The organism is Desulfovibrio gilichinskyi, assembly GCF_900177375.1.
In the GTDB taxonomy this organism is placed as follows: Bacteria; Desulfobacterota; Desulfovibrionia; order Desulfovibrionales; family Desulfovibrionaceae; genus Maridesulfovibrio; species Maridesulfovibrio gilichinskyi.
Genome location: NZ_FWZU01000005.1, coordinates 110,274 through 124,437 on the forward strand (window position 1 = coordinate 110,274; position 14,164 = coordinate 124,437).

Annotated in this window: 12 protein-coding genes; 7 read left to right on the forward strand and 5 right to left on the reverse strand. The window is 37.9% G+C overall.

Going from position 1 to position 14,164, the window contains the following annotated elements; all coding sequences use genetic code 11:
• Positions 1 to 16: 16 nt before the first annotated feature.
• From mrtJ to B9N78_RS14470, 7 genes are all read left to right on the forward strand, one after another.
• The gene (gene mrtJ, locus B9N78_RS14440) at positions 17 to 496 is read left to right on the forward strand and encodes a JDVT-CTERM system glutamic-type intramembrane protease MrtJ (RefSeq protein ID WP_085103542.1); all 480 of its coding nucleotides are present in this window, start codon (positions 17 to 19) and stop codon (positions 494 to 496) included.
• A gap of 172 nt (positions 497 to 668) precedes the next feature.
• On the forward strand, positions 669 to 2,672 hold the full coding sequence (gspD, locus tag B9N78_RS14445) for a type II secretion system secretin GspD (RefSeq protein WP_245805566.1): 2,004 nt from the start codon (positions 669 to 671) through the stop codon (positions 2,670 to 2,672).
• A gap of 12 nt (positions 2,673 to 2,684) precedes the next feature.
• Positions 2,685 to 4,169, forward strand: coding sequence for a GspE/PulE family protein (locus B9N78_RS14450; protein ID WP_170921440.1), 1,485 nt, complete (start codon positions 2,685 to 2,687; stop codon positions 4,167 to 4,169).
• Positions 4,170 to 4,231: 62 nt separating this feature from the next.
• Positions 4,232 to 6,343 carry an STT3 domain-containing protein gene (locus B9N78_RS14455; RefSeq protein WP_085103544.1) on the forward strand — a complete coding sequence of 704 codons (2,112 nt, stop codon included), beginning with the start codon at positions 4,232 to 4,234 and terminating at the stop codon, positions 6,341 to 6,343.
• A gap of 138 nt (positions 6,344 to 6,481) precedes the next feature.
• Entirely contained in the window at positions 6,482 to 6,757 is a 276-nt protein-coding gene (locus B9N78_RS14460; RefSeq protein ID WP_085103546.1) for a hypothetical protein, read from the forward strand.
• Between the two features lie 107 nt (positions 6,758 to 6,864).
• Positions 6,865 to 8,589, forward strand: coding sequence for an autotransporter outer membrane beta-barrel domain-containing protein (locus B9N78_RS14465; protein ID WP_085103548.1), 1,725 nt, complete (start codon positions 6,865 to 6,867; stop codon positions 8,587 to 8,589).
• 192 nt (positions 8,590 to 8,781) lie between these two features.
• Complete coding sequence (locus B9N78_RS14470) at positions 8,782 to 9,471, forward strand: hypothetical protein (RefSeq protein WP_085103550.1); 690 nt, start codon at positions 8,782 to 8,784, stop codon at positions 9,469 to 9,471.
• 116 nt (positions 9,472 to 9,587) lie between these two features.
• Here B9N78_RS14470 and B9N78_RS14475 read toward each other — a convergent pair whose 3' ends face one another.
• From B9N78_RS14475 to B9N78_RS14495, 5 genes are all read right to left on the reverse strand, one after another.
• Complete coding sequence (locus tag B9N78_RS14475; RefSeq protein ID WP_085103552.1) at positions 9,588 to 10,586, reverse strand: Gfo/Idh/MocA family protein; 999 nt, start codon at positions 10,584 to 10,586, stop codon at positions 9,588 to 9,590.
• A gap of 24 nt (positions 10,587 to 10,610) precedes the next feature.
• Entirely contained in the window at positions 10,611 to 11,207 is a 597-nt protein-coding gene (locus B9N78_RS14480) for an acyltransferase (RefSeq protein ID WP_085103554.1), read from the reverse strand.
• A 22-nt stretch (positions 11,208 to 11,229) separates the two neighbouring features.
• Positions 11,230 to 12,387 (reverse strand): glycosyltransferase, encoded by a 1,158-nt coding sequence (locus tag B9N78_RS14485; RefSeq protein WP_085103555.1) that lies wholly within the window; start codon positions 12,385 to 12,387, stop codon positions 11,230 to 11,232.
• A gap of 135 nt (positions 12,388 to 12,522) precedes the next feature.
• Positions 12,523 to 13,563, reverse strand: coding sequence for a lipid II:glycine glycyltransferase FemX (locus B9N78_RS14490; protein ID WP_170921441.1), 1,041 nt, complete (start codon positions 13,561 to 13,563; stop codon positions 12,523 to 12,525).
• A gap of 183 nt (positions 13,564 to 13,746) precedes the next feature.
• Positions 13,747 to 14,160, reverse strand: a complete 414-nt coding sequence (locus B9N78_RS14495; protein ID WP_085103559.1) for a class I SAM-dependent methyltransferase — start codon at positions 14,158 to 14,160, stop codon at positions 13,747 to 13,749.
• Positions 14,161 to 14,164: the final 4 nt, after the last annotated feature.

The following is a 14,164-nucleotide window of genomic DNA, read 5'->3' on the forward strand; positions in this document are numbered from 1 at the left end:
TTGTTCAGCAAAAATAATGTTAGAGATTAAAAATAGGGCATCTATGGTTTATGAATTTTTTGTAAACAGAATCCTTAAAGGAATTTGGAACCAGTTGAAATGGGGAGCATGTAGTTTTACTGATCCTATTTTTTATCTGTTTTTATCTTTTGGATTTGTCGGATTGTATGTACCCAGTCCTGATTTAAAGCTTTCGCTTGCATTGTTGTTTGCTAAGGCTTTTATAGAAGAGCTTTTTTTCCGATTTCTTCTTCAAGAGGGACTTGATCGTTTTTTCCGTTATGGGTACAGAGTCGGCCCTCTCAGCCTTGCTAATGTTCTTGCTTCACTTGTTTTTTCCAGTATGCACTTGGTCAGTCAGCCTTTGAGCTGGGCTGCACTTACTTTTATTCCTTCACTTGCTTTTGGATTTATATGGCAACGCTACCGTAGCGTTGTTCCGGGAACAATCATTCATTTTGCTTATAATGCCTTTTTGTTCTATCAGTTCATGTAAATTAAAATGTAAAGATGGCTGCGCTTGACGGATTTTTGCAAGTATAGGATGATTCTTTCTATATATATCGAAGACGTAGCTGTTTGAAGAAATTATTTTGAAGTTTTGAATTTATATCAAAAACTTATTTTTTGAAAAATTATTCTTTCCGAATTGTACTTCGGTGGAGATTGTGAAACTGAATATGCTTAAATTATTATATAAAGTAGTTATTGCACTGGCTATAGCCATTACCCTCCTGTCCTCAGGAGCTTTTGCTCAGCCTGAGGGCGGTGATTCTGTTCACGCAAATTTGGAAAGTATTTCTCTAGAAGAATTTATAAAATTTGTCGGGCGATATACCGGGCGGAATATTGTTTTTAATAAAGGAGCCTTACCGGGGACTCATGTAAGTATTTACGCTGGTCAGGCTTTGACTGAACCTGAACTTATGGCTGTTTTTCAGCAAGTTCTTTCAGGCGCAGGTTTTTATGCTGTTACACGTGACAATGTAACTTATATACTGCCTTCCCGAGATGCCAAGTTGATTTCACCTGACATTAAAGCAAATTCCTCAGGAGGTTCTGGAGAAGAGATTGTAACTTCTGTTTTTCAGCTCGCAGGGAAGATGGACCCGGATAAAGTTACAGCTCTTTTACAGCCGTTTTCGTCACAGATCGGATCTGTTGTATCGGTCCCCATGGCCGATGCTGTGCTTGTCCGCGATCTGCAGACAAATGTTGATAAAATGCGGAAACTGCTTGGAATTGTTCGTAAAGTCGGAGCCGGGCAGGATACGGCGATTATTGACTTGCAAAAAACAAGTGCAAAGTCCGTAGCCGCTAAGCTGGAGTCTTTTTATAAGAAACTTTCAACTGCCGGTAAAGTTGGTAACGTTCCTGTCATTGAACCTGTTGAATGGGCAAACAGCCTTCTTGTGTCAGGAAGCGCAGATCAGTTAACTACTATACGCGCTCTTGTTTCTAAGCTTGATAAGGCAACTGAATCATATTCAAAACTTAAAGTTTATCGTTTGCATAATATCGAAGCTGTTGTTGCCGGAGATGTTTTAAAGAGTCTGATTACCGGCGGCGGTATCCCTACGGCAAAAGGATCTGGTGAGAGTGGCGCAGCAACTAATACCGCCAAAAAAAATGATTCGCTAGGATCTGATAACAATGACGGAGTACAGGTTTCCGCGGATGAAACGACTAATACGCTGATTGTTATGGCCGATGCCTCTCAGCTCCCGCAAATAGATAAGTTTGTTGAACAGCTGGATCAGGCTCAGGATCAGGTTTATATAGAGGCACTTGTTCTTGAAACATCACTTTCTAATGCGAAAGAGTTCGGAGTGGAATGGGAGGGTGCTGTTAAAATGGGAAACAGCGTTTCTACCATCGGCTCCACTAAGACTTCTGAGAGTAATCTTGCTGGATATGCGGCAAATCCAAGTGCTATGCCCGGTGGCTTCTCCATGGGTGTTTTAGGTGATATGATTTCCTATGGGGGGAAGAGTTATCCGTCGATAGCGGCTTTAGTTAATTTCACCAAATCTTCTTCAGATTTTAATCTTATTTCAGCTCCGCAGATTATGACAATCGACAATTCAGAAGCAGAAATCTTTGTCGGTGAAAACAGGCCATATAAAACAGGTGAGAGTACTACTACAGGATCGGGTGTAGTTTCAACGTATTCTTATAAAGATGTAGGTATTAAGCTTACCATCAAGCCGCACATTAATCGTAAGGATGGTTTGATAAAACTTGAAGTTGCTCAGGAATATAACACTATGTCTACTGCAGGAACTCTTGATTTGCCTGTAACAAATGATCGCACCACTAAGACAACTATTATTTTAGCTGACGGATCAACAATGGTCATCGGCGGTATGATCCAGTCTGAGCAGACTAGAGGGCAAAGCGGTGTCCCGTATCTTTCAGATTTACCTTTGCTTGGCTGGTTATTTAAAACGCAGTCCAACAGTGGATCGAAAAAAACTTTGATGGTTTTTCTGTCAGCCAGAATAATCAGGACAACCGAGCAGCTTGAAGCTCTCAGTAAGGCCAAAATGGACAAGTACCGCAATCAACGGGCCCGGTTTAACCAGTATATTGAGAAAGAATTTAATACTTACAAAAATAATGATGTTCCGACAGATGAACCTGAAATATCTTCAACCCAGTCTGATGGTTAATAGGTCTTTAAATTGAGAATCTCCTATGACCTTAGCAAGGTCCCTCGTGAAGTTGTGGATCTTTTTTTAACTTTCCCACAACGAAGTGAGTTTATTCCTGTGGAAGTCAGTGACCGCGAAATCAAGGTGCTGCTTCAGAATGAAAGTTCTTTACCTATGGCGGACTTTCTTGCGTGGAAGCTCGGGAAAAAGGTTACCACAGAAATTGTGGAAGAAGACCAGTTTTTTCCTCTGCTTGAGCAGGCACTGACTGTCTGGGAAGAAGAAAGTTCAATAGAATCTGAATCCGAGGAAGGCGGAGCAGGAGAAAACGGTGAAGACCTGCTGGGCTGGTCTCATGATGATGCTCCGATTGTTCGTCTTGTTAATAAGACAATGCATCAGGCCATAACCTCCGGAGCAAGTGATATCCATTTTGAGGGTCAGGGAAACAATTTTGTTGTTCGCTATCGACAGGATGGAGTGCTTAAAGCAGTAAAGCGTTTGGACAGAGGGTTACAGGCAACAATTATCGCCCGTATTAAAGTTATGGGTGAGATGGATGTTGCTGAAAGTCGTAAGCCGCAAGACGGCAGAATTTTTATTAAACTCGGGCAGAAAGAAGTTGATGTCCGTGTCTCTACAATTCCTACAATGAGCGGGGAAAAAGCTGTTCTGCGTATCCTTGACCGCTCTAAAAATATACTTAACCTCGAAGATTTAGGTCTTAAAGGTAAGGATCTTGAACTTTTCAGAAAAGTTCTGGCTCAGCCGCATGGGATTATTCTTGTGACAGGTCCTACCGGGTCCGGCAAAACTACCAGTCTTTACGCAGGACTCAGTGAATTACCGCGTGAAGATAAAAATATTGTTACAGTCGAAGACCCTGTTGAATATCAGTTGTCCGGCATAAATCAGGTGCAGGTCAATAAGGCCGCGGGTATGACTTTTGCTACCACAATCCGTTCATTTCTAAGGCAGGACCCTGACATTATTCTGGTTGGTGAAATTCGTGATCAGGAAACGGCCAGTACGGCAGTTCAGGCTGCTCTTACAGGTCATCTTGTACTTTCCACCTTGCACACTAATGACGCAGCAACGGCTGTCACCAGAATGCTTGATATGGGTATTGAACCGTTTCTGCTTGCATCTTCTCTTTCATTGGTTCTTGGGCAAAGGCTCGTCAGAGTTAACTGTCCACACTGTTCCAAAACAGTTCTGATTTCTGAACATACGATTAAGCTTTTTGAAGATATGGAAAACCTCCCTACGACTCAAACAGCCGGAGACGGTTGCGAGCATTGTAATTTTACCGGGTTCAAAGGTCGAAAAGGCGTTTACGAGTTAATCCCGGTAACCGAAGAAATGCGCGGGCTGATTATGGACGTTGTTTCTGCCGACCGCATTAAAGCATATGCCAAAGAGCAGGGGCGCGAAACTATGGTCGATCATGGAATCCGTCTTGTTCGTCAGGGAGTTACTACTCTTGAAGAAGTTGTCAGGGTTACAAAACTGTAATTGCACCATATTAACACATCTGATTTTTATCAAAATATTAGCATTTTAGAGTGGAGCTCAACATGAGGCAGGAATTTCAAAAACCGGCTTGGATGAATGATTGGAAAGTCTTTTTAATTTTTTCATTGATTTCTTTTGCTTTCGCATTTGGACTTAGGTGTCTTGATTTGCCTAAATGGAGTGACCCATCATTCATGGTTCATGGTGAATACATCATGGGAACACATGATGCATATTATTGGCTTGCTGGAGCAAAAGGGGTTGGAAGTGCCGTAGGCAATCCTATGTCGGAGCTGATACGTTTTCTCGGGAGTTTAACTGGTATTCAATACGGAAATATTGCGTTTTGGCTTCCGGCTGTATTTGCAGGTTTTTGTGCAATCGCCGCATTTTCGTGGGGTATGCTGGTTCGCGGTCCTTGGGTTGGGCTGGTAAGTGCAATATATGCGACATCAATTCCTGCGTATTACTTTCGAACTAGACTTTCATACTATGATACCGATGTCGTTACTCTCTTTTTCCCTCTTTTAATTTCTGTCCTGCTTGCAAGGTGGGTTAGCCAAGGAATTAGAACCTCGTGGCTTCCTCAAAAAGGAAAAGAAATAGAATTTAATCCTACACTCACTGATTATTGTCTTCCTATTTTAGCTGGAGCCATAGCTGCGTATGGGAAATTATGGCATAGTGATGTTTTGACATTTGGGATCATGGTTGCTCTTATTGCAATTGGTCTTTCTGTTGTGTGCGGAACTAAGAATAACCGTTCTGAGTTACTGCGTGGCCTAGTTTTATTTTTTTTGGTTGCCTTTGTCGGTTGGTTTGGTCTTGTACTCGCTGTTTTATTCCTGATTGTATTGTCTTTTCCAGCTGTCAGAAAGCATAAATTTTATAATAATACTTATTTGTATTTGTTAATTCTACTGGCCATTTTTGTCTTAAGTGGATTGGGGCAAGATCTTATTGCTGTGATTTCCGACAAAATTAGTGCTTATATTAAGCCAGTCGCAGATATTTCATCAGATATTTCTGGCCCACAATACCCGGGGATAGCTCAAAGTGTCATTGAAGCTCAAAATATAAGTTTTGATGCGTTGTTTGCAAATTTGACGGGAAGTACTCTTTTAGGATGGTTAGGATTTTTATCATTCGTTTTTGTAGTATTAGTTAGGCCAAATAGTATCTTTTTGGCTCCTTTTGCCGCAATAACTTTTGCAGCCGTTTATATGGGCGGGCGTTTTGCTATGTTCGGCGGCATTGCTTTGGGGCTTGGGCTAAGTTTTGCATTAGCTTGTTTTATTGAGCGTTATGCTAATTTTACAACAAATAAATTAGTATTAGGTGTTGTTCAGTCTTTAGTCATGGTGGGCCTTCTTTTTTCAAATATAATGCCAATGTACGAAGGTGCTCCTGCAACTCCTATAATGGGGCAAAGTCACGCAAAAGCTTTGATTGAAGCTGGCAAGAAAATGCCCAATAATAGTACTGTTTGGACGTGGTGGGATTGGGGATATGCCACTATGTATTATTCTGGGGTTAATTCCTTTGCTAATGGGGGAAATCATGCAGGGCGGACACTTTATCCATTAGCTTTTGTTTATACAACACCTAGTTGCGCACAAGCGAATCAAATGATTAAATTTTCAGCTGTTAACAAAAATAATCCTGCAAATGTTTGGGATAAAATGTCAGGTAAAGATGTGGAAAAGATGATCAGTTCTTTTGCTGACGTTAATTACAATTTTAAGCCTAAGGGAAAACAGTATATAGTTGTAACTTGGGAAAATTTACGTTTAGCTTATTGGATATTGTATTATGGTTCATGGGATACTTCCATAGGCGGAGGGGCGCACCCTGTTCAAAGTTTGATAACGACACCATTTACGCTTCAAGGTGAAACTGGTGTTATTGATATTGAAAATGAAGGCAAGGTAGATCTTTCAGGCTATATTATTCTAGATAAATCCGGTACTAAAAGTAAATTTTTCCCCGCAAATAATGGTCCAACGCTTGTCTATAATAGCGTCGTAAGGCAAGGCTTTATGGTTGATAAGATGGAAACTAGAAGTATGTTATTAAAGCTTCTTATCGGCAATCCACAAGACAAGAGTATTTCTTCGTTTTTTAAAGTCGTGTATGAAGATTTTCCAAGTGTAAGAGTTTTAGAAGTTTTATAAAAAAGATTGGTGTTTTATAAAAAAAATCTTGTACTTCGCTTTTTTCAGTGGTAGTTATTATCTCGTTAATGAAGAGGGAGTCTCGGATTGGCTGGGATATCATATCTTTATTTAAATTTTAACTAGGAGAGTTTTTTAATGAAAAAACTTATTGCTCTTATTACAGTACTGCTTATGCTGGTGGCTTCCAGTGTATTCGCAGCTACTCAGAACCCTAATTCCCTTTCAGAGTATGTGCCTTCTGCGCTTTCAGGTACTACTGCCGCTGGTACAGCGACCGGTAAAATTGCATATGACGATGCTTATATGTATTTTACAGGATTTTCTACTAATGCAACTACTACAGTTCAAAATGCTGCTACAAATAACAAAAAAGGCGCTAACGCAACTTTTGCTTATTACAATAGTCAATAACAGGTATTCTTGTTAACGGTACTGGCCTTGGTCGCGGAGTCAATGCTACGATTTCATCTTTCAACGGAACAATTAACCCTGGTACAGAAGGTGACGTTTGGACAAAGTTGCAGCTTACAAACGCTACTAAAGCTAATGCAGTGCTTGTGACTGCTCCTTGGACCTTTGATGCGTCTCTTCGTTCTGTTCCAGGTTTGATCTCTCTTGGAAGTAACAACGCAACTAACTCCACTTACTACTTTGTATCAGCAAATGATGCAAATATTCTGGTTGGTATTACCAACGGTACAGTAAACGGTACTGCTCCAGTAACTACCCAGAGAGGACAGAGCGGTAATGGTACATCCATAGCTGTAATGTACACTCCTGGCGATTTTGATGCAGCATCTGCTACTAAGACTACTCCTGACATTTATAATACCACATGGGATTATTATGCATATGGCGTAGACTCTGCAACTTCAAAACCAGCAATTGCAATTGCTCAGGTTAAGTTTGGTGCTTCTACTGCAACAACTGCTCAGGTTAAATACTACGACGAAATTGATTCTACTACTGGAACTCAGCCTGCAGCAACATGGACAGATTTTACTGTTACAAATACCGGTAACTATTTGAACCTGAGAAACGGTAACGTTTTCTTACTTCAGAATGCTACTGTAAATAATGACAATAACCTGATCACTGGTACTATTTTTGACTATGTTGATGGTGATAAATTATTTGTTGTTATGATTAAATCAGGAACAACTCTTGCTACTACAGATTTAACTAATCGTGGTTTCAAATTTGTTTACACTGGTTCTCTTGGATCTACTGGTAATGTAGGTAGTGCAACTGCTGGTTTGATGAACTTCTCCATTGATAATAATCTTGATATTGATGGTAACATGGCTCGTTTCAATGGAACAACCTTCACTAAAGTAGGTACTTCATCTGCTAACTTTGAAGACTTGTCTTTGTCTGGTTACAGAGTAGCACTTGCTAATACTAACCAGTTCGGCATTACTCAGTCTAACATGACTATGTATGACATAGACAATAACGTTTCTGGTAGCTTCATTGGTAAGCAGGCTGCTGACAAATCATTGTCTGTAGGTATTTATATGCCTGTCGTTTCATCCGTAGATCAGGGTGCATCACTTGCATTCCTTATTCCGAACCCAGCTGTAGCAGGTGATATTCTTAGAGCTAACTTAAGCTTTCAGGCTAATGCTTCTTTAGATCAAAATATTACTGCTAGAGTTGTTGACTTATCAGCTACTAACAATACCTCTTACACTAAGACTGAACTCAGTGCTAGATGGAGCGGTGTTCCAGCTGAGTTTACTCCTTTAACTGATGTTAAGGGTGTAAGAGCTAAACTTCCTACCATTGTTGCAAAGAATTCTTTGTACACATTCCAGTTCCCAGTCAAAGGTATTTGCGACAGAATTAGCAATTTGAGACTGTTAGAAGTTCCTACAACTGCATCTTCTTCTGCAAGAGCATTCTCCTATGCTGGATCTGCTCCAACTCCTTCTGTTGAAGGTTCATGGTGGATTTCTGAAGAAAGAGGGGATAGCTATAAAGGTCTAGATTCTGTTTTGTCTCCTGCAACTGCTCAAACTTACTATGTTAACTATGTTGTAAGAGATAACGGTGTCTTTGACTCTAATGCTACTGGTGATCGTTATATCAGTGATCCAGTTGTTTTCGGTAGTGTACCTACTTCCAGCTCTTCTAGCTCATCAGGTTGTGTATTCAACCCTGCTGCTAGCTTCGGTCTGGAATGGTTGTTACTGATGCTCGCTCCTATGGTTGCTATCGCTCGTAGCCGCTTCAAGAAATAATTTGAAGCAGTTATAGCTAGCAGTTCCATTGGATCTATAGCTTATATTGAGGAGCTAACCTTACGGTTAGCTCCTCTTTTATTATCTTCACACTGAGTTTTAGTTGTTGATAAATAGTGCTTAAATTTATTAAGAAAGTAATTTTAGCAAAATATTCAAATTATCTTTTTTGAGTTTTAAGGGATGTACATAATGAAAGAATTGATAAAGAAGATACCAGTTATCAACTCCGTGGCTCGTTTTGTTTATTATTTTTTTACAGTTAAACTTAAAAGTTTTTCAGGATCTCAGTCATATTGGGAAAAAAGATATAGCTGTGGCGGAACTTCCGGGGCAGGATCATATGACAAACTTGCTAGGTTTAAAGCAGAATTTTTAAATGATTTTGTTAGGGAAAATAATATAGAAACTGTAATTGAATATGGTTGTGGAGATGGTAATCAGCTTAAATTAGGCCAATATCCTCTATATACTGGTTTTGATGTTAGCCAAAAAGCTATCTCTTTATGTCAATTTTTTTTTCCGAATGATGAAACGAAAGTATTCAAATTGGTGAGCGAATACTCTGGAGAGAAGGCTGAACTAACTATGTCTTTAGATGTCATCTATCATCTAATAGAAGATAGTGTTTATGCTGATTATATGAACAGACTTTTTGAATCTTCATCAAAATATGTTACGATTTATTCATCTAACAGAAATGAGCAAGATCAGTACCAAGCTCCTCACGTAAAGCATCGTATGTTTTCGAAATGGGTAGAGCAGAATAAACCTGAATGGAAGCTGAAACTACATATACCTAATAAATATCCATTAGATAGCAAGAATGAAACAGGATCTTGTGCAGATTTTTATGTATATGAGAAGTCGTCTATTTGTTGAAATATGTACTAAGTATATTTAAATAAAGAAATAATCTTTATAAAAGCTTATGCTGATTTTGTTTAAATTAAAACAAATCAGCATAAGCTTTTATATTAATTATCAATAATATATTATTATCTCTTACATTTTGAAGAGCTACAGCCACAATCAACAATTTGAAGAGCTAAGCTTAAAGATTCTAAACCATCTTCGCCTGTCACAAGTGGTGTACCATTGTCGTTGCAGCACTTTAGAAATGCTTCAATCTCAACACGTAATGGTTCTTTTTTCTCAACTCTGAAGCTAGTAAAATCGCCTTCTGCAACACCAAATTTTGTAGTAAACCATTCACTCTTAGTTTCATTTTGCTCAGCGGCATAGTTGGAATGGAGAGATATATTTTGGTTCAGGTAGTCAACAGTGAACATTCCATTTTCACCAGTAATTGCAATTTCACGAATTTTAGTTGGGGTGACCCAGTTAACATCTAAGATTCCTAATATTCCGTTTTGAAAGCGTAACAGGCCGAATACAATATCTTCGTTCTGAGTGTTCATAACTTTCGAAACTTCAGCCGTCATAGTAGAAACCTCAGATCCAGAAATATAACGCATCATATCCAATTCATGGGTAGCTAGATCGCTTGCAACACCAACATCTGTTATTCTACCAGGATAGGATGATTGCCTACGAGAATGAATAGTAAATATTTTTCCAAGCTGATTGTCTGCTAGTCTTTGTTTAAGTTGCTGAATTGCTGGATTAAATCTCTCTATATGGCCTACTTGTAGAACTTTTCCTACTTGTTTAGCTTTTGCTATCATTTCTTTTGCTTCAGCAACAGTTTTAGCAATAGGTTTTTCAACTAAAACGTGGATTCCTGCTTCAAGGCAATCCATTGTTGCTTGCTTATGTAGGGCGGTAGGAAGCGCTATAGTCACTGCATCAGGTTTTTCTTTTTCAATAAGTTCGCGGTAATCTGAATATGCACGCCCACCATAAAGAGAGCAGAGTCGCTTTGTTTGTTCACTATTAGCATCTGCGATACCAACGAGAACGCAATCTTTTATGTCAGAGTATAAGCGAACATGATTTTGTCCCATTGACCCAGTTCCAATTACTGCAACTTTCATAATATAATTTCCTAGTTTACTTTGTTAAATTAGTTCTGGACAAGCCGGTAAGCTTATCTTTGTTTTGCAAGCAGAGCACGTAACTTCTTCTACTTCGCCAATTTTTAAACGTTTATCAAGTTTATGACCACAAGGACATACAAAACCTTTTACTCGGGCAGGATTACCATATACTAGAGCATAATCTGGTACATCACGCGTAACTACGCTTCCAGCACCAACTATGGCCCATTTCCCTATAGTTGTATTACATACGATGATTGAACCAGCGCCGATCCCTGCGCCAGTTTTAACCCTCGTTTTGAAGCATTTCCAGTCATTACAATCTTGAAGGGTTCCGTCTAAATTAATAGCTCTTGGAAACATATCATTAGTAAAGCACACTGAAGGTCCTACCATTACACCATCTTCAATGGTAACACCTCTAAATATATTGACATAATTCTGTATCTTAACACGATTGCCAACTACAGATTCTATGTCAAGAAAAGAACCTTTTCCAACAATACATTCAGATCCAATTTTTGCTTGAGATCTAATGTGAACGTTCTGCCAGATGTAAGTGTTTTCACCAATAGAACTATCCTGATCAATAACTGCTGTTGGGTGAATAAATCCCATTTTATATATCCTTACAAAAATATTATTTGTTATAAGCGTTCTTGTTCCAGCCGTAATCTTTGAATTTCTGTCCTGTTATAAGCGAAATGTAAAATAAAATTTTATCACAAACAATATTACAATTGTGCTGTCTATTTACCCACGTATATGAATCTTCGGCTTTAACTGAGATCATATCAAGGTCAGCACATGCTAATATTTGATTATAAATTTCATCTTCAGACCAACAGTTCATAACTGGAGGTGTATCGCCTCCATATATTAGGCGTGAACAGTTTTTTTCAATGTAGGTGATAACCGGCCGCCCAGAAGCCATTGCTTCCGCAGCGATGCCTCCAAGACCTCCTACATCAAATTGGTCTACAACTACATGGCAATTAAGAAATTCTTGAAAAAGTTCATCTCTACTTAAATCTTTTTTCCAAATAAAAGATTCCTTGACTCCTGATTGGTCTATTATGGAATGAGCTTCAGAACTATCAGAACCTCTATCTAAAATTACGCACTGTGCGTTCATTCCATTCTTAATAGCTCTAATAAAGGCTCTAATAAATCTGTCATTACCTTTGGAAGAATATCTAACCTTATGTGAGTCAGAGACTTGCCAATCTAAGTGAGATGGATGAAAGAAAATAATTTTTATTTTACTATCAGGAAATGGTAATTTTTTATCCGGAAGTCTGAATGCAGGGAATGGCATAAAGTAAACTTTGGGAATTTTATAATGTAAAATATTTTTTAGAGCATGTGGGTATTCGACCATACAGTTCATGGACGACATTCTTAAATGAAGTCTAAATAAAAAAGATTTTAGATTTTTTTCACCCATAAATTCTGTTATGTCTGAACCTGTAGCAAAATTAATTATTGGTGGAAATATTGGAAGGAATCGTAACGGGTAAATTTTTTTCATAGGCCCGAGTACAGCCCCCGTGAAGCTTAATAATATTTTGCATGAACAAGCTTGCAAATAAAAATCTAATGAACTTCTGTAATTATGTATGTCATATTTTGCTGTTGAGTTGTTATGATAATTATCAATAGTTTTACCTTTTGAGGAGCTATTGGCTTTACTGAAAACTAAAACTTTAACACCTAGCTCAGCCAGAGAGTTCGCGATATTTAGGTCTACAGTACAAAGGTTTCCAATAATACCAACATCATATTTTTTAAAAAACATTGAATTAAACCCCGCAATTTTTGAGATAAAAACCAGTTATGCATTTTAGTTACAAATGATACAAAAATATAATTACTAATATTGTGACTACGATCAGTAGTAGAATGCGATTACAATATTTCCATTAAACGTTTCTCATGACATAAGAGCTATAAGACGCTTTGTATGCTTAGCTAAAAAATCTTTCGCTGGAATAAAATTTTTGGTAGCAATATTGTATGTAATATATTGGCCTCCCCATTTCTTTTTAAAAGATTGAATACCATGCTCTTTTGGAGTCTCTGGATAAGGATTTACTCCTGCTAAATCTAAGCTCTTCGCGCCTAATTTTTTAGCTTCAGTTATAATATGCCAATGTAGTAGGTCTTGAGCAGGGTATTTTCTTTCTAAGGCTTCAGGGGAAATTGCTGAACCAATTTCAGTTGCAGTTCCGTTAAATACGAGCAGGCCAATACATCCAAGAATTTGTTCATCTTTATACGCTAAGTAGTAGTGATAGCCATTGGACGTGTTTTCAGTCCATTGGGATCTACTGGCGGGATCACCGTATAAACCTGCAAGGGTTTTAATTTTATTGAGTTCTGGGCAGTAAACAGTTTCAAATTCGCTATAAGATTCTACTTTTTTTATACTAATTCCCGACCGTAAAGCTTTATTGAGTTTATTCCTAACTTTAGGAGAAAACTTGGCTCGTATAGAGTCATAATCTATTGTCAAATCTATGAGATATGTAGCCCAAGGCTTAACTTTAAAACCAAACTGCTCAAGACTTGTTTTATTAATTTCAGTGCATTCTTGTTGGAAATTGGGAATTAGTAAAAAATGTGTAGATAAATTTTTTTGAGCAAGATCAGATAAAGATTTGAGTGTGTATTTAATATTAAGATCTGATGCATTTTGAATAAAAATAGGACCATGTAAGCATTCAAAATAAGGAAGAAAAAATTTCTTAGTATTAGTGAATCGGTCATAATAAAACCGTTTCATAAGTAAACTTTGCGAAATTAATGATCCATTGCTGTATATACGCACATATAGAGGCTCAGATTTTTCAATCTCTGTTAAGATATTAGCCCACTGGGAAGACTGAATAAATGGTGCGGTACTACAATGAGCAGTATTCCAAGAATCCCAATCTATTGGGGGTGTGGATGTAACTTTAAATAAATTTTTCATGTACCTACTTATTAATCTGCTTAAAAAATGTTTATTGATAAATCTAGACGGTTTTATAAAGTTAGTAAGCTTTTCGTAAGACTGAAGATTCTCCATTGAGAATGGATATTTTTAACAGCTCTCGGTGTTATATTCACAGCACTTTCTTTATGAAATTTTTAGGAGAGTTGTTGTTAATTGTTTTTATAGAAATACCTCTAAACCATGTGCTGTTAAGGAGCCCTCTATGTTCACGCGAACTTTTTGCATGTCTTGCAAACTGGCTAGTTTTTTGAGAATTTTTTGCTTGTACGTATCTATTACAAAAGTTCCATCGTCTTTAAGATTGCGGTAAGCTTCTGAAAATACCTTGTATTGGTCTTCCATAAAGTAGCCTGCTGCAATCATAAAAATAAAATCAAAAGAACTATTTTTAAATAGGCTGTTATGCGCATCATAAATAATGTCAAGACCTTCAAGTTTGGAAATATTACTAGTTACTTTAAATGATGTATTTTTTAATAGATAGCCATTTGGCTCGCCTGCAATTTCTAAGACTGTATCATGGTTGTTTACCAAGCTTACTAGGTAATCGTTAAGTTGCTTGTATATAATCATTTTC

Excerpts from the sequence above, each read along its gene's own strand:
- B9N78_RS14460 (WP_085103546.1), top strand. The coding sequence starts at position 6,482 with ATGAAAAAACTTATTGCTCTTATTACAGTACTGCTTATGCTGGTGGCT.
- B9N78_RS14495 (WP_085103559.1), bottom strand. The coding sequence starts at position 14,160 with ATGATTATATACAAGCAACTTAACGATTACCTAGTAAGCTTGGTAAAC.
- B9N78_RS14470 (WP_085103550.1), top strand. The coding sequence starts at position 8,782 with ATGAAAGAATTGATAAAGAAGATACCAGTTATCAACTCCGTGGCTCGT.
- B9N78_RS14490 (WP_170921441.1), bottom strand. The coding sequence starts at position 13,563 with ATGAAAAATTTATTTAAAGTTACATCCACACCCCCAATAGATTGGGAT.
- B9N78_RS14475 (WP_085103552.1), bottom strand. The coding sequence starts at position 10,586 with ATGAAAGTTGCAGTAATTGGAACTGGGTCAATGGGACAAAATCATGTT.
- B9N78_RS14480 (WP_085103554.1), bottom strand. The coding sequence starts at position 11,207 with ATGGGATTTATTCACCCAACAGCAGTTATTGATCAGGATAGTTCTATT.
- mrtJ (WP_085103542.1), top strand. The coding sequence starts at position 17 with ATGTTAGAGATTAAAAATAGGGCATCTATGGTTTATGAATTTTTTGTA.
- B9N78_RS14485 (WP_085103555.1), bottom strand. The coding sequence starts at position 12,387 with ATGTTTTTTAAAAAATATGATGTTGGTATTATTGGAAACCTTTGTACT.
- B9N78_RS14455 (WP_085103544.1), top strand. The coding sequence starts at position 4,232 with ATGAGGCAGGAATTTCAAAAACCGGCTTGGATGAATGATTGGAAAGTC.